Genomic DNA, 23,933 nt, shown 5'->3' with positions numbered 1-23,933 from the left:
TGCTCCGTTTCCCCTCCCGCTTGCGGGAGGGGTCAGGGGTGGGCCTGCTCCCTCCCCTCCATCACCGCANNCCCTCCCGCAAGCGGGAGGGGGGATCGAAGCGTCAGGCCCCCGGAAGATCCAGGATGCGCTTGGCGATCACGTTGAGCATCACCTCGCTGGTGCCGCCCTCGATCGAGTTCGCCTTGGTCCGCAGCCACGATCGCGCGGGCGTGCCGCCGCTGGTGGCCTCGCTTTCCCATTCCAGCGCGGTGCTGCCGCCGGCGGCCATCAGCAATTCGTGCCGGCGCTTGTTCAGCTCGGTCCCGGCATACTTCATCATGTTGGGCTGCGCCGGATGCGCCTTGCCCACCTTGATCTCGTCGAGGAACTTCTCGCCCATCGCGGTATAGGCCAGCGCATCGACATCGAACTGCGCCAGTTCGGCGCGCAGGATCGGGTCTTCCAGCCCGTTCCGCGCGATCACCGCGCCGATCGTGGTCAGCCGGTCGCTGCCGCCCGCGCCGGAGATCATCTCGCGCTCGTGGCCCAGCAGGTATTTCGCCACGTCCCAGCCGCGGTTGAGCTGGCCGACGATCTGCGCCTTGGGCACCTTCACGTTGTCGAAGAACGTCTCGCAGAACGGCGAACTGCCCGAAATCAGCTTGATCGGCTTGGTGGTGACGCCGGGGCTCTCCATGTCGAACAGCAGGAAGGAAATGCCCTGGTATTTGTTGGTCTTGTCCGTGCGGACGAGGCAGAAGATCCAGTCGGCCTTGTCGGCATAGGAGGTCCAGATCTTCTGGCCGTTGACCACCCAGTGATCGCCCTTATCCTCGCCGAAGGTCTGCAGCGAGACGAGGTCGGAGCCCGATCCGGGCTCGGAATAGCCCTGGCACCAGCGGATTTCGCCACGCGCGATCTGGCCCAGGTAGTGAACCTTCTGCTCCTCGGTGCCGAACTTCAGCAGCGCCGGCCCCAGCATCCAGATGCCGAAGCTCGACAGCGGCGGCCGGGCGCCGATGCGGGCGCACTCCTCGCGCCAGATCTTGGCTTCGGCCGGCGACAGGCCCGCGCCGCCATAGGCCTTGGGCCAATCGGGCACGGTATAGCCCTTGGCCACGCAGCGTTCGAGCCAGGTCTTCTGGGCCGCGTTCTTGAACTGGAAGCGCCGCCCGCCCCAGCATATGTCCCCTTCGTCGCGCACGGGCTCGCGCATTTCCGGCGGGCAGTTGGCTTCCAGCCACGCACGGATTTCCTGTCGGAAACTGTCGAGATCAGACATGTTCGGGCTCCTCTCTTAATCGCAAGGTTAAGGCGAGTCGCCGCGCTTGCGCAAGCGCGGATTTCCAAGGGTTTGCGCGATGCAAGGATGCCGTAGCGTCAAGCGCCAAGGCATTGACGAAGACCCATTCGCGCCTAAGCTCCCGGCCAAACAGACAGACCGGAACACGGTCCAGAACACAGGCCCGACCGGGCCGGGAGAGAACCATGCGCTTCGAAGGAAAGACCGTTGTCGTAACGGGTGCCGCCTCGGGAATCGGCCGCGCCACCGCGCTCAAGTTCGCCGCGGAAGGCGCGCGCGTCTATGCGGCGGACATCGACGAACAGGGCCTAGCCGCGCTGGCGGCGACCACCAACGGCAGCATCGCCACCGCGCGGTGCGACGTGACCCGGACCGAGGATATCAAGGCGCTGATGGACCGCGCTGCCGCCGAAACCGGCGGAATCGACGTGGTGTTCAACAATGCCGGCGCGGGCGGCGATCGCGCCACGATCGACGAGATCGAGCCGGCCGGCTGGGACCGCACGATGGACCTGCTGCTGCGATCGGTGGCGTTCGGCATCCGCTATGCCGTCCCGCACATGGTCGGCCGCAAGGACGCGGCGATCGTCAACACTTCCTCGGTCGCGGCGGTCGGGCCGGGCTATTCGCCCACCGCCTATGCCGTCGCCAAGGCCGGGGTGCTGCACCTGACCAAGTGCGCGGCGGCGGACCTCGCCAAGCACCAGATCCGCGTCAACGCGGTGCAGCCAGGCTTCATCAACACCAACATCTTCACCCGTTCGCTGGACATGCCGGCCGAACTGGAAGCGCAGGCCAAGGGCGCGATCGCGATGATGTCGCAAAGCGCACAGCCGGTGGCGCGCGGCGGCCAGCCGGACGACATCGCGGACGCCGTGCTGTTCCTGGCCAGCGACGCGGCCGGCTTCGTCACCGGCACCTCGCTGATCGTCGATGGCGGCATCACCATCGGCCCGCGCCACAGCTGGGATCCCGCGATGCCGGGGATGTTCGATGCCCTGCAGCAGATGGCAGACGCCGGGCAGCCGGCGTGATCCCGATAGAAGGCCGCGTTCCGACGCGGACCGCGGCGTTTGCCGGGCTTGGCAGCGTGGCCTACGGGATCAAGGACAACGGCTTCTCCACCTTCCTGCTGCTGTTTTACAACCAGGTGCTGGGCATGGACGCCCGGCTCGTCAGCCTGGCGCTGCTGATCGCGCTGGTCTTCGACGGGCTGGTCGATCCGCTGGTTGGCCATGTCAGCGATCGCACGCGCACGCGTTTCGGCCGCCGCCTGCCGTTCCTCTACCTTGCCCCGATCCCGCTGGGGATCGCGTGGGTGCTGCTGTGGTCGCCCACCGGCGCGCCCAGCTTCGCGACGCTGCTGGTCTCGGCCATTCTCGTGCGCGGGCTGGTCGCGGCCTGCGAGGTGCCCTCGGCCGCGCTGGTGGCGGAAATCAGCCGCGATTACGACGAGCGCACCCGCCTCACCCGCTTCCGCTTCGTGTTCGCCTGGGGCGGCGGGTTGCTGATGCTGCTGCTGGCCTATGGCGTGTTCCTGCCCAACGCGATGCTGGCGCGCGAAGGCTATCGCGCGTTCGGCATCGCCGGCGCGATCCTGATGGCGGGTTGCGTGCTCGGCTCGGCGATCGGCCTCCACCGCACCATCGCCGGCTGGCCGCCGCAACAGGCCTCATCCGGCAAGGGACTGCTCGGTTCGCTGGGTGAAATCCGCGAAAGCTTCTCGCACCCCGCCTGCCTGGTGGTGATGGCCGGCATCGCCTGCGCCATGACCAGCCAGGGCATCACCTTCGCGCTGTCGAACTACCTGTACCTCTACGTCTGGCGCTTCACGCCCACGGCCTTGCAGATCTTTCCGGTCGTGCTGTTCGGCAGCGTCATCGGCGCCTCGCTGCTCGCCGGGCCGGCACAGCGGCGCTGGGGCAAGGCGGGCGCGGTGGCGGCCACCGCGCCGCTGGGCATGCTGTTCTGGGTCGGCCCGCTGCTGCTGCGTTATGGCGACCTCTGGGCGGCGGACGGCAGCACGCCGGCGCTGGTGGCGATGTTCGTGTGCACGCTGCTGGCCAACACGTTCACCGTAACCTCGTCGATCGCGCTGTGGTCGATGGTGGCCGACGTGGTGGAAGCGTCGGAGGAACAGACCGGGCGCCGGTCGGAAGGCACGCTGTCGGCCGGGGCGTTCCTCGCGTCCAAGTGCGCCACCGGGCTGGGCATCTTCGCCGCCGGGCTGCTGCTCAGCTATGCGCAGTTGCAGCCCAACGCGCGACCGGACGCGGTGCCCGCGGCGGTGATAGACCGGCTGAGCCTGGCCTATGCCGTCTGCACCGCCCTTCTCGCCGTGGCCACCGCCCTGATCGCGCGCCGGTTTCCGATCGATCGCGCCGCCCACGAAGCGCGGCTCGCCCTGCTCGACAAGCTGGCGCACAGCGATCCCGACGCGGGAGGGCTGCACCCCTGACGCTGGGGCCTGACGCCCCCGGAACCGGTTTTGCTCCGGATCAAGGCCCGCTTTAACCGCACAGTTAGTTTTCGCTTGAATTCGCCCGATGCCCGGTGAATTCTTCCCGGACGCAAGGAGAGGACAGATGGATTTCGACCCCACAGAACGCCAGGTCTATTGGCGTGACCGCGTACGCCAGTTCATCGAGGACCGTGTCCGCCCGCGCAATGCCGAATTCAAGGCCGAGAAGAACAGCGGCGAACGCTGGAAAGTGATCCAGGTCCTTGAAGAGGAGAAGGCCCGCGCCAAGGCGCAGGGCATCTGGAACCTGTTCATGCCGCCGCAGTCGGGCCGCGCCCATGTGGACGACAGCTTCGCGTTCGAAGGCCCCGGCCTCACCAACCTCGAATACGCGCTCTGCGCCGAGGAAATGGGCCGCGTGGGCTGGGCCAGCGAAACCTTCAACTGCTCCGCGCCCGATACCGGCAACATGGAAGTGCTGCACCGCTATGGCACGCGCGACCAGAAGGAGGAATGGCTCAAGCCGCTGATGAACGGCGAAATCCGTTCCGCCTTCCTGATGACCGAACCGCAGGTCGCCTCGTCCGACGCCACCAACATCGAAACCTCGATCCGCCGCGAAGGCGATGAATACGTCATCAACGGGCGCAAGTGGTGGTCCTCGGGCGCGGGCGATCCGCGCTGCAAGATCGCCATCGTCATGGGCAAGACCGATTTCGAGGCGAAGCGCCACCAGCAACAGTCGATGGTGCTGATGCCGCTGGATGCGCCGGGCGTGACGATCGAGCGCTTCCTGCCGGTGTTCGGCTATGACGACGCGCCGCACGGCCACATGGAAATCCGGCTCGACAACGTGCGCATTCCGGCGTCGAACATCCTGCTGGGCGAAGGGCGCGGGTTCGAAATCGCGCAAGGGCGCCTCGGGCCGGGCCGCATCCACCACTGCATGCGCACGATCGGCGTGGCGGAAGAAGCCATCGCCAAGATGGCGAAGCGCCTGCAATCGCGCGTCGCCTTCGGCAAGCGCGTGTCCGAACATTCGATCTGGGAACAGCGCATCGCGCAGGCCCGCATCGACATCGACATGACCCGCCTGCTCTGCCTGAAGGCGGCGGACATGATGGACAAGGTGGGCAACAAGGCGGCCGCGCTGGAAATCGCGATGATCAAGGTGCAGGCCCCCAACATGGCGCTGCGCATCATCGACGACGCGATCCAGGCGCACGGCGGCGGCGGCGTGTCCGAAGACTTCGGCCTGGCCGAAAGCTATGCCCACATGCGCACGCTGCGGCTGGCGGACGGGCCCGACGAAGTCCACAACCGCGCCATCGCGCGCATCGAGTTCGCCCGCCACGCGGAAGGCCCGCAGGGCGATCGCGGCTTCAGCTCGGGCGATCTGGGCGTGGCGCGCTAGGCCTCTCTGGCGCCAACTCCCCCCTCCCGCACGCGGGAGGGGGTGGGGGTGGGCCGGTCGGGCGCTCCGCCGCAAACGCTCACCCTGCTCCGTCCCGATGGGGACCACAAAGGAAAAGCACACATGAAAGCCGCCATTCTCGAAAAGCCCGGCCAGCCGCTGGAAATCGACCGGCTCGCCATTGCCAAGCCCGGCCCGCATGAGGTGCTGATCCGCACGGCGGCCTGCGGCCTGTGCCATTCGGACCTCCATTTCATCGAGGGGACCTATCCCCACCCGCTGCCCGCCGTGCCGGGCCATGAAGCGGCCGGCATCGTCGAAGCGGTGGGCAGCGAAGTTCGCACCGTGAAGAAGGGCGACGCGGTCGTCACCTGCCTGTCCGCCTTCTGCGGGCACTGCGAGTTCTGCGTGACCGGCCGCATGGCGCTGTGCCTGGGCGGCGACACGCGGCGGGGCGCCGGCGAAGCGCCGCGCCTGACGCGGGCCAGCGACGGCAGCGCGGTCAACCAGATGCTCAACCTGTCCGCCTTCGCGGAAATGATGCTGGTGCACGAACATGCCTGCGTCGCGATCAATCCGGAGATGCCGCTCGATCGCGCGGCGGTGATCGGCTGCGCGGTGACCACCGGCGCCGGCGCGGTGTTCAACGCCTGCAAGGTGACGCCGGGCGAAACCGTGGCCGTGGTCGGCTGCGGCGGCGTGGGCCTTGCCACCGTCAACGCCGCGAAGATCGCCGGCGCCGGACGGATCATCGCCGCCGATCCGATGCCGGAAAAGCGGGAACTGGCGAAGAAGCTGGGCGCGACCGACGTGGTCGATGCGATGGCCCCCGATGCGGCCAAGCAGATCCTCGAACTGACCAAGGGCGGTGTCGATCACGCGATCGAGGCGGTGGGGCGGCCGGCTTCGGGCGAACTCGCGGTCAAGTCGCTGCGCCGGGGTGGCACCGCCACGATCCTGGGCATGATGCCGCTGAACCACGCGGTCGCCCTGCCGGCGATGGACCTGCTTTCGGGCAAGAAGCTGCAAGGCGCGATCATGGGCATGAACCGCTTCCCGGTGGACCTGCCGCGCCTGGTCGATTTCTACATGCGCGGCCTGCTCGATCTCGACACGATCATTGCCGAGCGCATTCCGCTGGAAGGGATCAACGAAGGCTTCGAGAAGATGAAGCAGGGCCATTCCGCCCGTTCGGTGATCGTGTTCGACCAATGAGCGAACCGGCCCCGATCGACGCCCAGGCCGCCTTTACCGGAACGGTCGTGCCCGAAGGGGCCGACCGGCTCGACGAAGCGCGCCTGACCGAATGGTTCGCGGCCAACGTGTCGGGCTTCCGGGGGCCGCTGACGGTGCGCAAGTTCAAGGGCGGGCAATCCAACCCGACCTACCGCATCGACGCGCCTTCGGGCAGCTACGTGCTGCGGCGCAAGCCGTTCGGCAAGCTGCTGCCCTCCGCGCACGCGGTCGATCGCGAACACCGCGTCCAGGCCGGGCTGGCCAAGACGGGCTTTCCCGTGGCGCCGCAATATGGCCTGTGCACCGACGATTCGGTGGTCGGATCGATGTTCTACGTCATGGGCATGGTCGAAGGCCGCACGATCTGGGATGGCGCCATGCCCGGCGCCACGCCCGATTTCCGCCGCCAGACCTATCATGCCATGATCGACACGCTGGCGGCGCTACACAGCGCGGACATCGAGGCGGCGGGGCTTTCGGATTTCGGCAAGCCCGGCAACTACTTCGGCCGGCAGGTCGATCGCTGGACCAAGCAGTACAAGCTGGCCGAAACCGAACACATGGACATGATGGAGCGGCTGATCGCATGGCTCCCCGCCACGCTGCCCGAACAGACGCGCACCTCGGTGGTCCACGGCGATTACCGCATCGACAACATGATCTTCGCGCCCACCGAGGCCCGCGTCGCCGCCGTGCTGGACTGGGAACTGTCCACGCTGGGTGATCCGCTGGCCGATTTCACCTATGTCGCGCTCGCCTGGGTGACCGAGAACGGCGGCCGGTCGGGCGTGATGGACCTTGATCGCAAGGCGCTGGGCATTCCCGAACTGGAAGAGATCGTCGAACGCTATTGCGCTGCCACCGGGCGCGATGGCGTGCCCGATCTGAACTGGTACTTCGCCTACAACTTCTTCCGCCTGGCCGGGATCATCCAGGGCATCAAGAAGCGCGTGATCGATGGCACCGCTTCCAGCGCCCATGCCCGGCAGATGTCGGAACGGGTCACGCCGCTCGCCGAAACGGCGTGGTCCTTCGCGGTCAAGGCGGGCGCCTGAACGTTACGTAACCAGGAACCAAAGCGGCGCTTCGGCGTAGATGGGCATCGAAACAGGAAAGCGCCGGGCGGCTCTCAGCAGACGACCCGGCAGCACCCGAAAAAGGATGCCAACCATGCTGATGACCATCGCCGTCGTGCTGCTCGTGCTGTGGCTGCTGGGCGTATTCGTGTTCAAGATCACCGCTGGCCTGATCCACCTGGTGCTGGTGGTGGCGATCGTCGTGGGTCTGTTCCAGCTGTTCACCGGTCGCAGAGCCTAGCCGGAGACTGAACCAATTGTAACCGGCACGGTCCTCTGCCAACGGGGGTTCACCCCGCCCGCGGCAGCGGCTACACCGGTTACATATGCAACAGCTTTCAGCGACAGAACGTGATCTCGTCGGCCGGTTCAATGCCGACGCCATGCTTTCGCAGGTGCAGGCGTGGAGCGCGGTCAACACCGGCACGCGCAATCTCGATGGTCTGGCGCGGCAGTGGGACCTGTTGGCCGGTGCCTTTTCCGATCTGCCGGGAGAAATCCGCAAGGTTGAACCCGCGCGCGTGACCGCCATCGCGGCGGACGGGCGCGAGGAAGAAGTGGGCCACGGCGCGCATTTCGTGCTCTCGGTCCGCCCACAGGCCGCGCGGCGCTATCTGCTGACCGGGCACATGGACACCGTGTTTCCGGCCACCCACGCCTTCCAGCAGCAGCGCTGGCTGGACGACGAGACGCTGAACGGCCCCGGCGTCGCCGACATGAAAGGCGGGATCGCGGTGATCCTGGCCGCGCTCGCCGCGTTCGAAACCAGCGTGGCGGCCGGCAACGTCGGCTACGACGTGATGATCAACTCGGACGAGGAGACCGGCAGCCTCGCCTCCGCCGCGCTGATCGCGGAACTGGCGCGCGGCAAGGCGGCGGCGCTGACCTATGAACCCTCTGCCTTGCCCGATGGCACGCTGGCCGGCGCGCGCGCGGGCAGCGGCAACTTTTCGCTGATCGTCACCGGCCGCTCCGCCCACGCCGGGCGCAATCCGCAGGACGGGCGCAACGCGATCGTCGCGGCCGCCGATCTCGCCCTGCGGCTCAAGCACATGGAAACGGCCACGCTTTCGGTCAATCCCGCGCGGATCGACGGCGGTTCGGCCAACAACGTGGTGCCCGATCACGCGGTGCTGCGCTTCAACATTCGCCCGCGCGCGGTGACCGATGCCGATCGCTTCGCCGTGGCGCTGCGCGGCCTGATCGCCGAGATCGAGCGCGAGCATGAAGTCTCCATCCACCTCCACGGCGGCCTCTCGCGCCCGCCCAAGCCGCTCGATCCCCCGGCCGAGGCGCTGTTCGGGCTGGTCCGCGATTGCGGCGCGGCGCTGGGGCAACCGATCCGCTGGCAAAGTTCGGGCGGGGTCTGCGATGGCAACAACATCGCCGCGCTGGGCGTGCCCGTGGTCGACACGATGGGCGTGCGCGGCGGCGCGATCCATTCGCCCGACGAATTCCTGATCGTATCCTCGCTGGCGGAACGCGCGGCCTTGTCCGCGCTGGTCCTTCACCGGCTTTCCGGAGGCAACTGACCGTCATGACGCACCGTATCCGCGCCGCCAGCGCGCAGGACCTCCAGCACTTGTACGAGATGGCCAAGCTGACCGGTGGCGGCTTCACCAACCTGCCGCCCGACCGCAAGGCGCTGCAGGCCAAGCTCGACCGCTCGGCCGAAGCCTATGGCACCGAGGAAACGGGCGGCGACGAGCTGTTCGTGCTGGTGCTGGAGGACATCGAGACCGGCGAAGTGCGCGGCACCGCGCAGCTCTTCACGCGCGTCGGTCTGCAGTGGCCGTTCTATTCCTATCGCATGGCCACGCTGACCCAGCATTCCAAGGAGCTGGGCCGCACCTTCCGCGCCGAAATGCTCAACCTCGTCACCGATCTCGAAGGGTCGAGCGAGGTCGGCGGGCTGTTCCTGCACCCGTCCGAGCGCGCGGGCGGCCTCGGCATGTTGCTGGCGCGCAGCCGCTACCTGTTCATCGCCATGCACCGCGCGCGCTTTTCCGACCGCATCCTGGCCGAATTGCGCGGCATCATCGACGAACGCGGCGGATCGCCTTTCTGGGATGGCGTGGCCGGGCGCTTCTTCGGCATGAGCTTCCAGGAAGCGGACTATTTCAACGCCATCAATGGCAACCAGTTCATCGCCGATCTGATGCCCAAGCACCCGGTCTATATCGCGATGCTGCCCGATTCGGCGCGCAGCGCGATCGGCCTGCCCCACCCTTCGGGCCGCGCCGCGATGCGCATGCTGGAAGGCGAAGGCTTTGCCAACGAAGGCTATTTCGACATCTTCGATGGCGGCCCGACGATGACCGCGCGCACCGACCGGGTGAAGTCGATCGCCGAGGCGCGCCATGTGAAAGTGGTACGGGTCTGCCCGCCCGACAATCCGAAGAAGGCGCTCGCCGCCACCGGCCACCTTTCCACCTTCCGTTGCACCTTCGCGGAAATCGGGGAGGATGGTGACGGGGTGACGCTCGATCCCATGGCCGCCGCCGCGCTGGACGTGCGCGAGGGCGATAGGATCTGGCATGTGGAACGCTAAGGCCGCGCGAACCGGACGGAGTCTCCTGTGAAACTGGTGGAAATCAACTTCGACGGCATCGTCGGCCCGAGCCACAACTACGCGGGGCTGAGCCTCGGCAACCTCGCCTCGGCCAGCCATGCCGGCGATGTCTCCTATCCGCGCGCCGCCGCGCTGCAGGGCGTGGCCAAGATGCGGCACAACCTGGCGCTGGGGCTGGCGCAGGGCTTTTTCGCGCCGCTGCCCCGGCCCAATTCCACGCTGGTGGAGGCCATGGGCCTGACCGCGATCGACGAAGGCGATCCGGTGCAGCGCCGGCTGCGCGCGGCGGCCTGGTCGGCCTCGTCGATGTGGACCGCCAACGCCGCCACGGTCAGCCCCGGCCCCGATACCGCCGACGGCCGGTGCCACCTGACCCCCGCCAACCTCGTGACAATGCTCCACCGCTCGCAGGAATGGCCGGACACCGCCCGCCAGCTCGCGCTCGCCTTTGCCGACACGGCGCATTTCGCGCTCCATGGTGCGGTTCCGTCGTGCTTCGGCGATGAAGGCGCGGCCAACCACATGCGCATGGCCGCGCGGCACGACGCGCCCGGCATCGAGATCTTCGTCTATGGCCGCACCGGCGGCGCGTTTCCGGCGCGCCAGCACGAACAGGCGAGCCGCGCCGTCGCCCGGCTGCACGGCCTCGATCCCGAACGCGCGCTGTTCATCGAACAGGCGCCCGAGGCGATCGCCGCCGGCGCCTTCCACAACGACGTGGTCGCCGTCGCCAACGAACGCGTGCTGTTCACCCACGAACAGGCCTTCGCCGACCCCGAGGGCGCCTATGCCGCGATCCGCGCAAAACTGCCCGAGGCGGAGATCGTGATCGTGCCGGCCGCCGCCGTGAGCCTGGCCGACGCGATCCGCAGCTACCTGTTCAACGCGCAGCTGCTGACGCTGCCCGATGGCGACATGGGCCTGGTGATTCCGCTGGAAGCCTGGGAGAATCCCGCCGTGCGCGGCTGGTTGGACGGGATGCTGGCTGGCAACGGCCCGATCCGCCGCGTGCTGCCGGTGGACGTGCGGCAATCGATGGCCAACGGCGGCGGTCCCGCCTGCCTGCGGCTGCGCGTGGTGGCCGATCCCGCCACGGTCGATCCGCGCTTCCTGCTGGACGAGGCAAAGGCCGAACGGATCGAGGCCACGATCGCCCGGCTCTGGCCCGAACAGATCGATCCGGCCGACCTCGGCCGCGAATCGCTCGCCATCACGGTACGCGCGGCGCGGGGGGGCCTGCTCGATGCCTTGGACCTTGGTGCGCTGGCCTGACGCCACAGCGGGATCACTCCCACATTGGAACATCGGGACCCGCAGATTTCCTTACCTGTCGCCGCGTTTTACAGTTACCATCCGGTTAACCTTGCCCTTTCCCGGAAATCCGGGGCTGGCACGATGATTGCTGACTGGTGGTTGTAAAATGGCGCCGGCCGTCCCCGCAGAGAAGGACGCAGCGGCGCAGGGGATAACAATGTTCGGAAAGCTCGGTCGCCTTTTCGTCATCAAGACTCGCTTTGAGGCCTGCGCCATCATCTATGCGCTGGCGCTGGGCGCGGTCGAGCGCGGGCAGGTTTACCTGTCGGTCTATCCCGGCTTCGGGGGCAAGCTGCTGTTCCTGGCCTGCACCGTCGCCGTGTTCATGGCAGGGTCGAAGATTTTCGACTGCCTGCGGCACGAACAGGCCGACCGGCTCCGGCTGTAGATCCAGGCGGTTCCACCCCGGCATCGTCAGTGCGAGCGTAGCGAAGCAATCCAGAGTTCCACGTGCCGCTCGGGATTGCCGCGGGGCTGCGCCCCTCGCCATGACGATGTAACCAACGCATTCGCTGCTACAGCACGCGCCAGACCCACAGCTTGATGCCCAGCGGGAAGCGCGCGCCCGAACAGATGAAGATCGAGCGGTTCATCCATTCGTACCGGCCCTTGGGCGCGATGAATTCCGGCACCGTGCGGAAATAGTACTCCGCCGGATCGACCGCGTCCCCGGCGGCGAGCCGCTGCATCACCTCGGGCGGGCCGTGGCGCAGGCCACGGTTGCGGATCTGGATGACCACGCCGTCGTCGGTCTCCAGTGCATAGATCGCGTCGGCCACCGTCACTCCGTCGGGGCGGGTCAGTTGCCAGTCCGCCGCGTTGCCGACCAGCTTTCCGCTGATCAGCGGCCCTTCCACGCGTCCGCCGCCCACGATCGGAATGATCCGCCGCGTCCCGTCATAGGTTTCGCCGATCGGGCGCGGCGGTTCGAGATCGCCCGTGGCCTCGTAGACGAATTCGAGGCCGGGCGGGCTTACCGGCGGATTCACGCGGCCTCCGCTTCCAGCAGGCCGATCTCCTCGGCATTGGCCCAGTTACCGTGCAGGCCGAAGCGCAGGCGGATGGGGACGTGGATCGTGGCGACCGGCCCCTTCTCGATATCAAGCGCGTCGAAGATCAGCAGATCGCTGCGCTGTTCCTCCAGCCGGTTGCAGACCTGCACGATCCAGCCATCGCCTTCGGGCGCGTTTTTGGCGCGCGGGACGAACGCCGGCTCCTGCAGGCTGCTGACCGGGCCGCACCACCAGTGCTGTTCGGCACCGGTCTCGAAGTCCTTGAGGAACAGGCAGTTCATCAGCAACCCGCCGGCACTGCCGCCGCGCAGCTCGACCGGTCGCTTCATGTCCATTTCCAGCCCCCAGCCATAGCGCGTCTTGCGGCCGGTGAAGCGGTCGTCGATGCGCGGAAACTCGCTGGCGGTATCGGTCAGCGGACGGATTTCGGCGAAATCCTCGCTGTTAGAGGCCATATCGACCACCCAGTCGGTCAGCCGGCTCATCGCCTCCATCCCGTTGAACGGCGCACCGTGGACATCGGGGAAGAACGGGAACATGTTGTTCTTGGCCTCGGGCACGATGAAGTGGATCTTCGTGCCTTCCTGCCAGGCGTTCAGCACGTGGCTGGCGAAGCAGTTATCGCGCTTGAACCAGCGGATGTCGGCGTCGGTCACGCCATCGCGGCGGGGGATGATTCCCAGATAGACCGGCAGCGTCGTATCGAATCCGAAGTGCGGCTTGCCCTGTTCCAGCCGTTCCCAGCTGCCGATCGAGGGCACGATGTGCAGCACCAGATAATCCTCGGTAATGCCGAAGTCGTGCATCATGCAGTAATAGGGCACCTTGAACCAGATCTCGCGCACCAGTTCGCCCGCCGGGCTGACTTCCATGTAGGTCACGTCGTCGGTGCACAGGCCCGATGCGGCATAGCCGATCGCCACCATGTTGCCGCTCGCCGGATCCACCTTGGGATGCGCGGTGAAGGTCTGCCCGGTCATCTTGCCGCCGAACTTCTCGAAGCCGAAGCTTTCCATCGTCGCCGGGTCCATGACCAGCGCGGGGCTGTCCTCCTTCATCGCCCACAGCTTGCCGCCGAAGATGAAGGCGTTGGTGTTGGCGGTGGAGCGGATCTCGCCCTTCACGCTCTCGTCATCGGTCAGCGGGTTGCGATAGGCGCCGAACAGCGCCTTTCCGGCCTCGTTCTCCAGCTTCCACTTGTCCGTCTTCGCCCAGCGCTGGCGGAAATCGCACTGCCCGTCGTGGATGTGGAACCGGGTGATCATGCCGTCGCCGTTGAAGGCGATGTCGTCGCCCAGCCGCGGCGGAAATTGCGGGTCGGGCTGGACGCGGTAGAAAGCGCCGTTTAACTCCTGCGGGATCGTGCCATCGTGGGCCAGATCGGCGATATCCGCCTCCACCCGCGACGGCGTGTTGAAGCCCGTGAAACTCGGGGTTTTTGGAAATTCGGCCATGACATCCTCCTTGTGATATTTGTATGCGACACTAACAAATAAGCAAGGGGCATCGGGGGTGGATCATTGATCAAGGACAAATTCGAGGACGCGATTGCGCCGGCCGACCCGGAATCCGGTGATATCGGCGCGATCAACGATATCCTGGGGTTCCACATCCGCCTGGCCCACGGCGCCTGCCTGCGCCACTTTACCGAGACGTTCACCGATCTCGATCTGACGCAGAAGCAGGTTTCCGTGTTGTGGCTGGTCGATGACCACCCCGGCATCGCCCAGACCGATCTGGCGCAGCGCCTGCGCATGGACCGCGCCACGACAATGGCGATCATCAACCGGCTTCAGGCCAAGCACCTCCTGCGCCGCGACCGTTCGCCGAAGGACGGGCGCAAGCAGGCGCTCTATCTGGAGCCGGCCGGCAACGAGATGCTGGCCAGCGCCAAGCGCGCGATCGGTGAGCACGAAGCATGGGTCAAAAGCCGCTTTAGCGATCGCGAAGTGAAGATCCTGCTGGAATTGCTGGCGCGCATTCATGAATGAGTTATAGGAAATAACAGTTTCGCCGCCGGCAGGGACCGATCTGGCGCGAAGGGGAGAGTGATGGCCGATTCGAGCACCGATCCACGCAGCATCCTCGACGATGCCCCGATGACCGCGCGGCAGTGGATCGCGGTGATCATCACGATCTTCCTCAACGCGCTGGACGGCTTCGACGTGCTCTCGAGCGCCTTTGCCGGCCCCGGCATCAAGAAGGAATGGCACCTCGCGCCCGACGGGCTGGGCGCGGTGCTGTCGATGGAACTGATCGGCATGGGCCTCGGCTCGCTGCTGCTCGGCGGCGCGGCCGACCGCTTCGGCCGGCGCCGGACCACGCTGGCCTGCCTGCTGCTGATGGTAGTGGGCATGTTCATGGCGACCACCGCCACGTCGCCGGTCGGCCTTTCGATCTGGCGCATCATCACCGGCCTCGGCATCGGCGGGATGCTGGCCGCGATCAACGCCATCGCCTTCGAACTGTCCAGCCGCAAGGCGCGCAGCATGGCGATGTCGCTGATGGTGATCGGCTATCCGCTGGGCGCGTTCCTGGGCGGCCTCGTCGCGGCGCAGCTGCTGAAAGCGCACGACTGGCGTTCGGTGTTCCTGTTCGGCGGGACGATGACGGCCATCTGCCTGCCGCTGGTCTGGTTCCTCGTGCCCGAAACGCCGGCGTGGCTGATGCGCGCCCGGCCCGCCGGCGCGCTGGAGAAGATCAACCGCGCGTTGGCTGCGCTGGGGCAGCCGGCGATCGGCGCGCTGCCGCCGCCAGCGCCGCACGAACAGAAGGCCAGCCTGGCCGACATCTTCAGCCCCGCGCTGCGCAAGGCTACGCTGATCCTCTCGCTCGGCTATGCCGCGCACGCGCTGACGTTCTACTACATCCTCAAGATGACGCCCTCGATCATGTCCGATCCCCAGTTCGCCGGACAGAACTTCACCCAGGCGCAAGGCGCAGGGGTGCTGGCCTATGCCAACCTTGGCGGCGCGATCGGCGGGGCGGCGTTCGGCTGGTTCATGCACCGTTTCGGGATCAAGCAGGCGACGCTGGTGGCGCTGGCGCTGTCGGTGCTGCTGGTCGCGCGCTTCGGCTTCGGCGCCAACAGTCTGATGGGCTGGACCCTGGCCGTGGTCTCGGTCGGCCTGTTCACCAATTCGGCGATCGTCGGCTTCTATACCGCTTTTGCCGCCGTCTATCCCACCCACGTCAAGGCCACCGGCACCGGCTTCGCGCTCAGCATCGGCCGCGCGGGGGCAGCGCTTTCGCCTTATCTCGCGGGCACGCTGTTCAAGGCCCAGCTGGGGCTGATGACGGTTTCGGTGATCATGGCCACCGGTTCCCTGCTCGCGCTCGCGCTGATGCTGTTCCTGCCGCTGCGGCGCGACCAGCACTGATCGCGGCCGCGGGCAGGCCCGGCGCTCACATCGCGGAAATGCCGCCGTCCAGCTTCAGTTCGGCGCCAGTCATGAAGCGGCTTTCGTCGCTAGCCAGGTAGAGCACGCCCGCCGCGATATCGTCGGGCTGGCCCACGCGGCCCAGCGGAATCTGCCGCGCCAGCTTGCCCATCACCACGTCCTTGTCGAGATTGGCGTTGGTGGCGATGCCATCGAGGATCGGCGTGTCGATGAACGTCGGGTGGACCGAGTTGCAGCGCACGTCCCAGCCGCGCTTGGCGCAATAGAGCGCCACCGACTTGGACAGCATCCACACCGCTGCCTTGCTGGCGTTGTAGCCGGGCATGGTGTCGGAAGCGATCAGGCCGGCGATCGAGCTGATGTTGACGATCGATCCGGGCTGGTTGTCCTTCAGCAGCGGCAGGGCCTTCTGGCAGCCCAGGAACACGCTGTCGACGTTGATGGCGAAGCCGCGCCGCCAGTCTTCCAGCGTGCAGGTCTCGATATTGCCGCGCACGCCCACGCCGGCGTTGTTGACCAGCACCGACAGCCCGCCCAGCGCCTCGCCCGCCAGCGCGATCGCGGCGTCCCAGTCGTCGGGGCTGGTCACGTCGTGGCGGATCGCGAAGGCGGTGCCCGCACCCAGCTCGGCGTTGATCGCCTCGGCCTGCGCCGCCGCTCCCGCGCCGTTGATGTCGGTCAGCAGCACCTTCGCGCCCTCGCGCGCCAGCATCCGAGCCTGCGCCGCGCCCAAGCCCTGCGCCGCGCCGGTCACCAGCGCCTTCTTCCCCTGAACCCTGCCCATTTCATCCTCTCCGTTATGGTTTTCAGGCACCGCCCAGCAGGCGCGGCCCCAGCAGCATGAGTATGCGCACGTCTATGCCATAGCCTTCGGCCCGGCGCGCGGCGATGAACCCTTCGATCTCCGCCAGCGGCACGTGGTGGACGGTGATGCCTTCGCCTTCCACCCCGCCGCCATCGGACACGCGCTCCAGATCGTGCGCGCGAAACAGCGTAAAACTTTCGGAGACCATGCCGGGGGAGGAATAGAACTCGCCCACCGCCTCCATGCGGCCGGGGCGATAGCCCGTTTCCTCCTCCAGCTCGCGCGCCGCGGCGACGGCGGCATCCTCGTCCGCGCTGTCGTCATGATCGCCGATCAGCCCCGCCGGCAGTTCGATCGCCGGCCGGCCCAGCGGCACGCGGAACTGTTCGACCAGGATCACCCGGTCCGCGCTGTCGATGGCGAGGATCACCGCCGCGCGGATGTTGCGCGTGCGGCTGACGTACTCCCAGCGCCCGCGCGTCTTGGCGACGATGAACCGCCCTTCCCAGCGCACCTGTTCGGGCTCGTCGCGATACTCGTCTTCCGGGCTCATACTTCGATCAACCGGTCCGGCAATTCGTTCACGTCATCATCGGCGCGCGGCAGGTGTTGCGCAAGCACCGCGCCCACGCCTTCCACGGCCGCGATCATCCCGTCGGCCACGCGGCCCTGCCGGATTTCGGCCAGCAGCCCGTGCATGGCGTCACCCCACACCTCGGGCGCGACGCGCGCAGCGATGGCCTCGTCGGCAATGATCTCGGCCCGGCGTTCCGCCATCGACAGGTAGATGAGGATGCCGGTGCGCCCGGTGGTGCGGCTTTCGGCGCCGATGCGGAAGCAGGTCAGCGCACGGGCGTGAACGCGCGCGCGCTTGATCGGCCGCGGCACCAGCCACAGCCGCAGCGGCTCCCAGGCCTGCAGCAGCAGCATGGCCAGGAATTTGACCAGTGCCACGCTCAGCGCCACCCCCAGCACCGCGCGCGGGCTCCATTCGGTCGCCCACAGGCCCAATACGCGGTCGATCAGCGCCAGATAGAAATGCGGCGCGAATTCGAGCGCGGCGAGCGCGAGAAACGCCACCGCCGCCGCCCAGGCCAGCGCCACGTCGCGATAGGGATCGGACCGCGCGGTCACGATCGTCACGATCTCGCCCGCGCTGCGCAACTCGGCGGCGGTGACCGCCTGCGCGATGCGCGTCCGGTCGCTGTCGGTCAGGTGCACAGCCGCCATCCTACCAGTCCCCCGAAGCGCCGCCGCCACCGAAGCTGCCGCCACCGCCGGAGAAGCCACCGCCTCCGCCGCCGCCGCCCCAGTCGCTGCCGCCCCAGCTGCTTCCACCGCCACCGCTGCCCCAGCCGCCGCCGGGGAAGATCATCACGCCGGGGCTGCTGCCATAGCGCCGCCCGCCTCCGCGCATGGCGCGGATGAACGGCAGCACGAAGAACAGGAAAAAAATCACCAGGAACACCACGGTGCCGATGTCGAACCGCGGCGCGCTGCCCTTGCCGGCCCCCGCCTGGGCCTGTTCGGCCACCTTGCGCGCCTCGTCATCGGGCAGCTTCAGTTGCGCGATGAGCTGGTCCACCGCCGCGTCGATCCCGCCGGCATAATCGTTCTGCTTGAAGCGCGGCACGATCTCGCGCTGGATGATCACCTGCGACAGCGCATCGGTGAGAATGCCTTCCAGCCCATAGCCGACCTCGATCCGCACCTTGCGTTCGTTGGGCGCGACGATCAGCAGGGCGCCATCGTTGCGCTGCTTGTCGCCCAGCCCCCAGGCGCGGCCGAGCTGGTAGCCATAGTCCTCGATCGGCAGGCCCTGCAGATCGGGGATCGTCGCCACGACCAGCTGGCGCTGCGACTGCTGCTCCAGCGCGGCCAGCTTGGCATCGAGCGCGGCGACCTGCTGCGGATTGAGCAGATGCGCGTCATCGACCACGCGGCCGGTCAGTTGCGGAAAGGTCTGCGCGAAGGCCGGGCCGGCAACAAGCGCCAGCACGGCCATCAGCGCGATCAGGAAACGCCGCACGGCGCGGCAATCAGTTGAAGTTGACCTTGGGCGCCTCCTGCGCCCCCGGCGTGGTCGCCTCGAACGGCACCAGCGGCTTCGCGCCATAGATCACCTTGGCGCCGATCACCGCCGGGAAGGTGCGGATCGTGGTGTTGTATTCGCGCACGGCCTCGTTGTAATCGCGCCGCGCCACGGAAATGCGGTTCTCGGTGCCTTCCAGCTGGCTTTGCAGCGCCAGAAAGTTCTCATTGGACTTGAGGTCGGGATAGGCTTCCACGTTCGCCATCAGGCGGCCCAGCCCCTGCGACAGCGCGCCCTGCGCCTGCTGGAACGCGGCCATCTTGGCGGGATCGGTCAGGTCGTCTGCCGAAATCTGCACGCTCGTCGCCTTGGCGCGCGCCTCGGTCACCTTGGTCAGCGTGTCCTGCTCCTGCTTGGCATAGCCCTTCACCGTGGCCACCAGGTTGGGGATCAGGTCGGCCCGGCGCTGGTACTGGTTCTGCACGTCAGCCCACTTGGCCTTGGCGTTTTCCTCGGCGGTGGGGATCGAATTGACGCCGCAGCCGGCCAGCGTCGCCGCGGCGGCGGCCACGAACGCGAAACGCGCCAGGGGGCGGGAAAGGCGGCGGAACAGGGAAGCGGCCATCGGTCGGAATACCCTTATGTCATCCTGCCGGGCGCGCGGCCCCGGCAGGGCCGCTCCGGCGTTGCTGTCCAGGAACATAGCGATAGCCGGTGACCGTTCAAGGGCAGGACCGGGTTGCGGCAACCTGCACCATTCTGGAGAAACCCGCAGCACGTTTGCCGCTTGTCGCGCCCGGCGGCGGGTGGCAAGCAACCGGTAACAGGGCCGTCAGAACTACGGGGAAGCTCATGGGCATGTTGCAGGAATTCAAGACGTTCATCGCGCGCGGCAACGTGCTGGACCTGGCCGTTGGCGTGATCATCGGCGCGGCGTTCGGCAAGATCGTCACCTCGTTGACCGAAAACGTCATCATGCCGGCGGTCGGCTATTTCACCGGCGGCGCCGATTTCTCCAAGTATTTCATCCGCCTCGGACCGATCCCGGAAACCTACAAGGGCAAGCCGGACGATTACGCCGCGCTCAAGGAAGCGGGCGTGGCGATGATCGGCTATGGCGATTTCGTCACCCAGATCGTCAACTTCGTGATCCTGGCCTTCGTGATCTTCCTGATCGTGAAAGCCGCGAACAAGGCGTTCGCCAAGCCCGAGGAACCGGCCGCTCCGGCCGCGCCCGCGGGGCCGAGCGAAGTGGAACTGCTCGCCGAAATCCGCGATGCGCTGAAAAACCGGGTCTGACCGGTCTTTCTCCGCGCGCGGGCATCCGGGCACGGCAAGGGGCGCTTCGGCGCCCCTTTTCATTTGGCGGGCGATCCCTATATGGGGAGGTGCCGGCTTGCCGGCTATGGTGATAAACTGCGGCGTGCAATAGGCGCAGCGGACCCGGGGGCGGTACCCGGCGGCTCCACCACCTTTCCCGTCCAGCCTCCTTTGGCGGCAGGCGGGGCAGATGACGGGGCCGAACTAGGATCGACGTGTGTTGAAAAGCGCTGTTTTCGCCCGGGCTGAGTAACCCGTTCAAGGCTCAAAACCAACAAGTGCCAACGACAACGAAGCACTTGCTCTCGCGGCGTAATTCTAGGGGCTAACGCCCTGAAGTTACAAAGCCAGAACGCGGTTGGACCCACCGGTCAACAGAAGCGGATTCCAGCGGCTTGGGGGGTGCCGGGCAACAGAAACCCCCTACCGTTTCCCCGATTTCACGCGGCTGGCGCACGATGGCTGCGTTTTGATCCGCTTCGTCATTGCGAGCGCAGCGAAGCAATCCAGTGCCCCGCGCGCCGCTCTGGATGGCCACGGGGCTTTGCCCCTCGCCATGACGAGAGGCCATGTCATCCGACTTTATGCGGAACCCGCACGCTCCAGCAGCGCCGCCTCGTCGCGCGCGGCGCGGCGGGCGATCAGCAGCATCAGCACCACGATCGGCACGGCCACCGCGTTGATGCTGAGCATCGATGCGCGCAGGTTGCCGGTTGCATCGGACAGCAGCCCGACCAGATAGGGGCCGATGCCCATGCCCAGGATCGTCATCGCCAGCAGATAGAGGCTCGCGGTCAGCCCGCGCATCCGCGGCAGCACCTGATCGTAGAGGATGGCGTAGAGCGGCGGCATCCAGCCGGTCAGCACCAGGCCGTAGAGCACGAACCGCCCATAGAACGTGCCGGCCGCCGGCGCGGTATAGACCCAGAACGACAGCAGCGGCGAAACCGCCATGGCGAACAGCGCCACGCCTGCGCGCCCGCCGCCCGGATAGCGGCGGTGGAGCCGGTCCGACAGCGGCCCCCACAGCATCGGGCCGACGATGCCCATTCCGGCCGAAACCATGCCGAACTGCAGCGCCGTCTCGCGCATCGACAGGCCATAGCTCTGGATCAGGAACGTGGGGTTGAACGCCATCATGCCATAGTTGATCGCCGACTGCAGCGTGCCGACCGCGATCGCCATGATCAGCGTGGGCGATCGCGTGATGACGCGGTGCGCCTGCGGATCGGACAGCCGCATCCCCTGCACCAGATTGACGATCACGAACACGCCGAAGCCGATCACGGTCCATTGCAGCGCGTGCGGGTTGATCGCCAGCCCGGCGATGACGAACGGCGGGCGCGGCGAAACCGCCATGCTCACCCGCGTCAACACCACCATCAGCGCCACGATCGCCGCCAGCCCCGCCAGATTACGCAGCACCGTGCCCCGATCGCCGCCGCGCCGGATCATGCCGATCCAGTGCAGGCCGGGCAGCACCGAACCCAGCAGTTCCAGGCTGGCCGCGAAAGGGCGCGGATCGGGCGCGGTCGGCAATCCGTCCATCACGCCGCGTTCCGGTTCGCGCAGGCGCAGCAGGAACAGCGCCAGCACGAAGCCGGGGGCCGACGCGACAAGGAAGGCGAACTGCCAGCCCTTCAGCCCGAACGGCGCCACCGTGCCGGCGTAGCGCTCGGTCCATGCCTGCGCCGCCACCCCGCCCAGCACCAGCGATCCGCCCAGGCCCAGCGCGATGGCAGAGGCCAGCACCGCCATCACGAAGCCCCGGCGCGGCTTGGGCCAGTAGTCGTAGATCAGCGAGGTGCCGGCCGGCTGCGTCGCCGCCTCGCCGATGCCCACGCCCAGCCGCGACAGCGCCAGCGTGGCGAAACTGCCGGCCAGGCCACCGAGCGCCGTGGCGGCGGACCAGAAGGCGATGCTGATGCCCAGCAGGCGCGTGCGCACCCAGCCGTCCGCCAGCCGCCCCACGGGCAGCGAGAACAGCGCGTAGAACAGCGCGAAGACGGTGCCATAGAGCAGCCCCATCTCGGCATCGCCGATTGCCAGGTCCTTCTTGATGGCGGGCGCCAGGATCGCCAGAATCTGGCGGTCGAGCAGGCTCATCGCGTTGGTCAGCGCCACCAGCGCGAGCGCGTACCATCCGCCCTTGGCGACTGCGTTCACCGGCTCTCCCTTTCCACCTGCGGCGCCCATGCGCCGGTTCAGATACCGAACCAGCGTTCGGCGTTGGTCTGGAAGAACTTCTTCTTGAGTTCGGGGGAGATGTCCATGGTGTCCATGTCGCGCACCTCGCGCGCCTCCACCTGATAGGGATAGTCCATCGCGTACATCACGCGGTCCTCGCCCACCACCTGCTGTGCGAAGCGGATCGCCGGCTCCCACGCCATGCCCGAATTGGTGATGAGCACGTTCGAGCGCATGTATTCGGCGATGGTCTTGTTCAGCGGCTTCATCCGTTCGTAGCGCTTCGACCGCACGCCCGCCTGGTGCATGTAGTCCAGGCGATAGAGCCAGTAGGGCAGCGCCTCGCCCATGTGGCCGACCATGATCTGCAGATCGGGATAGCGGTCGAAGATGCCGATGGTGATCAGCCGCAGCAGGTGCATCCCCGTCTCCACCCCGAAGCCGAAGATCGCGCCGTCGAGGCCCGATTCGAGCAGCGGGTCGATCATCGCGTCCGGCGGCGTGGCGGGATGGATGTACAGCGGCTGCCCGGTATCGGCGAGCGCGCGGAAGATCGGGTCGAACTTGGGATCGTCGAGGTATTCGCCCTGGGTGTGGCTGTTGATCTGCACGCCCTTGAAGCCCAGCTCGCCCGCGCCGCGGCGGATTTCGGCGGCCGACCATGCCGGGTCCTGCGGCGCCACGGCGGTCAGGCCGATGAAGCGATCGGGATGCGCGGCGCAGCGTTCGGCCAGATAGTCGTTGGCGCGCGTGGCGATGCCCTTGGCCTCGGCAAGGTCGAGCATCGGCTGCACGCCGGGCGAGGTCAGCGCGAGCACCGCCTTGTCGATGCCATAGGCGTCCATGTCGGCCAGCCGCCGCTCGCCCAGGTCGAGCAGGCGGTCCATGATCTGCGTGGCGCGTTCGGACGGCGATTGGGCATAGAAGCCCCACAGCGAGAGCATGCCCTTGTCGGCCGTGCCATCGCGCACCATGCGCAGGTAGACGTCGACCTGTTCGCGCGTGGCGAAGGCTTCCTCGGTGGCGATGCGCAGATAGCCGCGGTCGCCGCCGGTCCTGAGGGGGTGGTCACTGGTCATGGGCTGTTCCTTTTCCGAAGCAGCCCGGCGACGGTCACCTGCGCAGCGACAGCGAAAGGCTGATAACGTGGTTCATGCGGTCCGGCTGCCGATAACGGGCGATGTATTGCCCCATGTAGCCGGGTTCGATGGCGATTCCCCTGGCCACCGGCAGGGAGACGCCGGCAAAGGCGCGCACCTGATCGAAGCCCGCGCGCTGGCCCCAGCCGGTGGTGTTGAAGCTGACAAAGGGTTCGAGCGTGGACACCAGCGCCACGCCCCGGTCCCCCAACGGCAGCGTGCCGCGCACCTGCTGGCGCAACCGCCAGCCGGTATGGCCGGTCCAGCCCTCGACGAAGCGCTGCTCCAGCCGCGTGCGCGCGGTCAGCGTCGGCCCCTTGCCGTCTCCGGCGATGCGGAACGTCAGTTGCTCGAACACGCGATGTTCGTCGGTCGGCGTGCCGCCCAGCGGATCGGTGGTGACGAAGGCATAGCCGAGATAGGCGGCCGTGGTCTTGTTCAGGTAGACGCCGATCGCCGGCCGGATCAGCACCTGCCCCTGGCGCGAGGCGCCGTCGGTCACGCGGTACTGGACGTCGAACGCCGATGTCGCCCGGCCGCCCAGATCGACGGTGCCCTGCACCACGCCCCAGACCTGGTGATCGTTCTGCGCGGCGTGGGCCGGCAGCGCGGGCAGAGACAGAATCAGCCACGGCACGGGCAGGAACAGGGCACGGCGGGGCAATCGCGGCATGGCAT

The 23,933-nt window shown here is 67.3% G+C and carries 24 protein-coding genes and 1 other RNA gene; 14 read left to right on the top strand and 11 right to left on the bottom strand.

From position 1 onward, the window contains the following. Window positions 1-103: 103 nt before the first annotated feature. The gene (locus tag B3547_RS06340) at window positions 104-1,264 is read right to left on the bottom strand and encodes an acyl-CoA dehydrogenase family protein (protein ID WP_292961295.1); all 1,161 of its coding nucleotides are present in this window, start codon (window positions 1,262-1,264) and stop codon (window positions 104-106) included. 206 nt (window positions 1,265-1,470) lie between these two features. Here B3547_RS06340 and B3547_RS06335 point away from each other — a divergent pair, with 206 nt between their 5' ends. From B3547_RS06335 to B3547_RS06290, 10 genes are all read left to right on the top strand, one after another. After that, on the top strand, window positions 1,471-2,319 hold the full coding sequence (locus B3547_RS06335) for an SDR family NAD(P)-dependent oxidoreductase (RefSeq protein WP_292961293.1): 849 nt from the start codon (window positions 1,471-1,473) through the stop codon (window positions 2,317-2,319). A 56-nt stretch (window positions 2,320-2,375) separates the two neighbouring features. Continuing rightward, on the top strand, window positions 2,376-3,743 hold the full coding sequence (locus tag B3547_RS06330; RefSeq protein WP_292961291.1) for an MFS transporter: 1,368 nt from the start codon (window positions 2,376-2,378) through the stop codon (window positions 3,741-3,743). 127 nt (window positions 3,744-3,870) lie between these two features. Continuing rightward, a complete protein-coding gene (locus B3547_RS06325; protein WP_125954517.1) occupies window positions 3,871-5,160 on the top strand; it encodes an acyl-CoA dehydrogenase family protein in 1,290 nt (429 codons plus the stop codon). 123 nt (window positions 5,161-5,283) lie between these two features. Then, window positions 5,284-6,375 (top strand): Zn-dependent alcohol dehydrogenase, encoded by a 1,092-nt coding sequence (locus tag B3547_RS06320; RefSeq protein ID WP_125954516.1) that lies wholly within the window; start codon window positions 5,284-5,286, stop codon window positions 6,373-6,375. Then, window positions 6,372-7,451 carry a phosphotransferase family protein gene (locus B3547_RS06315; protein ID WP_125954515.1) on the top strand — a complete coding sequence of 360 codons (1,080 nt, stop codon included), beginning with the start codon at window positions 6,372-6,374 and terminating at the stop codon, window positions 7,449-7,451. Before B3547_RS06320 ends, B3547_RS06315 begins: the two co-directional genes overlap by 4 nt. A gap of 115 nt (window positions 7,452-7,566) precedes the next feature. Beyond that, window positions 7,567-7,713, top strand: coding sequence for a lmo0937 family membrane protein (locus B3547_RS06310; RefSeq protein ID WP_124810178.1), 147 nt, complete (start codon window positions 7,567-7,569; stop codon window positions 7,711-7,713). A gap of 85 nt (window positions 7,714-7,798) precedes the next feature. Beyond that, window positions 7,799-9,004, top strand: coding sequence for a hydrolase (locus B3547_RS06305; protein WP_125954514.1), 1,206 nt, complete (start codon window positions 7,799-7,801; stop codon window positions 9,002-9,004). 5 nt (window positions 9,005-9,009) lie between these two features. Then, complete coding sequence (locus tag B3547_RS06300; protein ID WP_125954513.1) at window positions 9,010-10,023, top strand: arginine N-succinyltransferase; 1,014 nt, start codon at window positions 9,010-9,012, stop codon at window positions 10,021-10,023. A gap of 27 nt (window positions 10,024-10,050) precedes the next feature. Further along, window positions 10,051-11,316: an N-succinylarginine dihydrolase gene (locus tag B3547_RS06295; RefSeq protein ID WP_292961285.1), complete on the top strand. Its 1,266-nt coding sequence runs from the start codon at window positions 10,051-10,053 to the stop codon at window positions 11,314-11,316. Window positions 11,317-11,515: 199 nt separating this feature from the next. Next, on the top strand, window positions 11,516-11,746 hold the full coding sequence (locus B3547_RS06290; protein ID WP_292961283.1) for a hypothetical protein: 231 nt from the start codon (window positions 11,516-11,518) through the stop codon (window positions 11,744-11,746). Window positions 11,747-11,873: 127 nt separating this feature from the next. Here B3547_RS06290 and B3547_RS06285 read toward each other — a convergent pair whose 3' ends face one another. Together B3547_RS06285 and B3547_RS06280 are read right to left on the bottom strand one after the other, a co-directional pair. Continuing rightward, window positions 11,874-12,347 (bottom strand): DUF3237 domain-containing protein, encoded by a 474-nt coding sequence (locus B3547_RS06285; RefSeq protein ID WP_124810183.1) that lies wholly within the window; start codon window positions 12,345-12,347, stop codon window positions 11,874-11,876. After that, window positions 12,344-13,825, bottom strand: a complete 1,482-nt coding sequence (locus B3547_RS06280; protein WP_124810184.1) for a carotenoid oxygenase family protein — start codon at window positions 13,823-13,825, stop codon at window positions 12,344-12,346. Before B3547_RS06280 ends, B3547_RS06285 begins: the two co-directional genes overlap by 4 nt. Window positions 13,826-13,891: 66 nt before the next feature. Here B3547_RS06280 and B3547_RS06275 point away from each other — a divergent pair, with 66 nt between their 5' ends. Both B3547_RS06275 and B3547_RS06270 read left to right on the top strand, forming a co-directional pair. After that, complete coding sequence (locus B3547_RS06275) at window positions 13,892-14,362, top strand: MarR family winged helix-turn-helix transcriptional regulator (RefSeq protein WP_124810185.1); 471 nt, start codon at window positions 13,892-13,894, stop codon at window positions 14,360-14,362. Between the two features lie 60 nt (window positions 14,363-14,422). Then, window positions 14,423-15,751, top strand: coding sequence for an MFS transporter (locus B3547_RS06270; protein WP_292961279.1), 1,329 nt, complete (start codon window positions 14,423-14,425; stop codon window positions 15,749-15,751). Window positions 15,752-15,776: 25 nt separating this feature from the next. Here B3547_RS06270 and B3547_RS06265 read toward each other — a convergent pair whose 3' ends face one another. Genes B3547_RS06265 through B3547_RS06245 form a run of 5 tightly spaced genes read right to left on the bottom strand, consistent with a single transcriptional unit; the run spans window position 15,777 to window position 19,234 of the window. Further along, window positions 15,777-16,556: an SDR family oxidoreductase gene (locus B3547_RS06265; RefSeq protein WP_124810187.1), complete on the bottom strand. Its 780-nt coding sequence runs from the start codon at window positions 16,554-16,556 to the stop codon at window positions 15,777-15,779. Window positions 16,557-16,578: 22 nt separating this feature from the next. After that, on the bottom strand, window positions 16,579-17,130 hold the full coding sequence (locus B3547_RS06260; RefSeq protein ID WP_194919391.1) for an NUDIX hydrolase: 552 nt from the start codon (window positions 17,128-17,130) through the stop codon (window positions 16,579-16,581). Further along, complete coding sequence (locus B3547_RS06255; RefSeq protein ID WP_292961275.1) at window positions 17,127-17,807, bottom strand: TPM domain-containing protein; 681 nt, start codon at window positions 17,805-17,807, stop codon at window positions 17,127-17,129. The genes B3547_RS06260 and B3547_RS06255 overlap by 4 nt, the downstream gene beginning before the upstream one ends. 1 nt (window position 17,808) lies before the next feature. Further along, window positions 17,809-18,582 carry a TPM domain-containing protein gene (locus tag B3547_RS06250; RefSeq protein WP_292961321.1) on the bottom strand — a complete coding sequence of 258 codons (774 nt, stop codon included), beginning with the start codon at window positions 18,580-18,582 and terminating at the stop codon, window positions 17,809-17,811. A 34-nt stretch (window positions 18,583-18,616) separates the two neighbouring features. Then, window positions 18,617-19,234 (bottom strand): LemA family protein, encoded by a 618-nt coding sequence (locus tag B3547_RS06245; RefSeq protein WP_292961273.1) that lies wholly within the window; start codon window positions 19,232-19,234, stop codon window positions 18,617-18,619. A 227-nt stretch (window positions 19,235-19,461) separates the two neighbouring features. Between B3547_RS06245 and mscL the strand changes: the two genes are divergently transcribed. Next, on the top strand, window positions 19,462-19,908 hold the full coding sequence (gene mscL / locus B3547_RS06240; RefSeq protein ID WP_124810192.1) for a large conductance mechanosensitive channel protein MscL: 447 nt from the start codon (window positions 19,462-19,464) through the stop codon (window positions 19,906-19,908). Between the two features lie 52 nt (window positions 19,909-19,960). After that, window positions 19,961-20,318, top strand: a transfer-messenger RNA (tmRNA) gene (ssrA, locus tag B3547_RS06235). A 193-nt stretch (window positions 20,319-20,511) separates the two neighbouring features. On the opposite strand, the gene B3547_RS06230 is transcribed toward ssrA, so the two are convergent. The 3 genes from B3547_RS06230 to B3547_RS06220 are packed head-to-tail and all read right to left on the bottom strand — an operon-like array spanning window position 20,512 to window position 23,919. Continuing rightward, entirely contained in the window at window positions 20,512-22,095 is a 1,584-nt protein-coding gene (locus tag B3547_RS06230) for an MFS transporter (RefSeq protein WP_292961270.1), read from the bottom strand. A 38-nt stretch (window positions 22,096-22,133) separates the two neighbouring features. Beyond that, complete coding sequence (locus B3547_RS06225; RefSeq protein WP_125954504.1) at window positions 22,134-23,195, bottom strand: amidohydrolase family protein; 1,062 nt, start codon at window positions 23,193-23,195, stop codon at window positions 22,134-22,136. Window positions 23,196-23,229: 34 nt separating this feature from the next. Next, complete coding sequence (locus tag B3547_RS06220) at window positions 23,230-23,919, bottom strand: DUF2490 domain-containing protein (RefSeq protein WP_292961266.1); 690 nt, start codon at window positions 23,917-23,919, stop codon at window positions 23,230-23,232. Window positions 23,920-23,933: the final 14 nt, after the last annotated feature.

It is taken from the genome of Novosphingobium sp. UBA1939, from assembly GCF_002336885.1.
Lineage (GTDB): Bacteria > Pseudomonadota > Alphaproteobacteria > Sphingomonadales > Sphingomonadaceae > Novosphingobium.
This window is presented reverse-complemented; position numbering and strand designations above follow the sequence as displayed.

Excerpts from the sequence above, each read along its gene's own strand:
- B3547_RS06340 (WP_292961295.1), bottom strand. The coding sequence starts at position 1,264 with ATGTCTGATCTCGACAGTTTCCGACAGGAAATCCGTGCGTGGCTGGAA.
- B3547_RS06335 (WP_292961293.1), top strand. The coding sequence starts at position 1,471 with ATGCGCTTCGAAGGAAAGACCGTTGTCGTAACGGGTGCCGCCTCGGGA.
- B3547_RS06325 (WP_125954517.1), top strand. The coding sequence starts at position 3,871 with ATGGATTTCGACCCCACAGAACGCCAGGTCTATTGGCGTGACCGCGTA.
- B3547_RS06320 (WP_125954516.1), top strand. The coding sequence starts at position 5,284 with ATGAAAGCCGCCATTCTCGAAAAGCCCGGCCAGCCGCTGGAAATCGAC.
- B3547_RS06315 (WP_125954515.1), top strand. The coding sequence starts at position 6,372 with ATGAGCGAACCGGCCCCGATCGACGCCCAGGCCGCCTTTACCGGAACG.
- B3547_RS06310 (WP_124810178.1), top strand. The coding sequence starts at position 7,567 with ATGCTGATGACCATCGCCGTCGTGCTGCTCGTGCTGTGGCTGCTGGGC.
- B3547_RS06305 (WP_125954514.1), top strand. The coding sequence starts at position 7,799 with ATGCAACAGCTTTCAGCGACAGAACGTGATCTCGTCGGCCGGTTCAAT.
- B3547_RS06300 (WP_125954513.1), top strand. The coding sequence starts at position 9,010 with ATGACGCACCGTATCCGCGCCGCCAGCGCGCAGGACCTCCAGCACTTG.
- B3547_RS06290 (WP_292961283.1), top strand. The coding sequence starts at position 11,516 with ATGTTCGGAAAGCTCGGTCGCCTTTTCGTCATCAAGACTCGCTTTGAG.
- B3547_RS06280 (WP_124810184.1), bottom strand. The coding sequence starts at position 13,825 with ATGGCCGAATTTCCAAAAACCCCGAGTTTCACGGGCTTCAACACGCCG.
- B3547_RS06270 (WP_292961279.1), top strand. The coding sequence starts at position 14,423 with ATGGCCGATTCGAGCACCGATCCACGCAGCATCCTCGACGATGCCCCG.
- B3547_RS06265 (WP_124810187.1), bottom strand. The coding sequence starts at position 16,556 with ATGGGCAGGGTTCAGGGGAAGAAGGCGCTGGTGACCGGCGCGGCGCAG.
- B3547_RS06260 (WP_194919391.1), bottom strand. The coding sequence starts at position 17,130 with ATGAGCCCGGAAGACGAGTATCGCGACGAGCCCGAACAGGTGCGCTGG.
- B3547_RS06255 (WP_292961275.1), bottom strand. The coding sequence starts at position 17,807 with ATGGCGGCTGTGCACCTGACCGACAGCGACCGGACGCGCATCGCGCAG.
- B3547_RS06250 (WP_292961321.1), bottom strand. The coding sequence starts at position 18,582 with ATGGCCGTGCTGGCGCTTGTTGCCGGCCCGGCCTTCGCGCAGACCTTT.
- B3547_RS06245 (WP_292961273.1), bottom strand. The coding sequence starts at position 19,234 with ATGGCCGCTTCCCTGTTCCGCCGCCTTTCCCGCCCCCTGGCGCGTTTC.
- mscL (WP_124810192.1), top strand. The coding sequence starts at position 19,462 with ATGGGCATGTTGCAGGAATTCAAGACGTTCATCGCGCGCGGCAACGTG.
- B3547_RS06225 (WP_125954504.1), bottom strand. The coding sequence starts at position 23,195 with ATGACCAGTGACCACCCCCTCAGGACCGGCGGCGACCGCGGCTATCTG.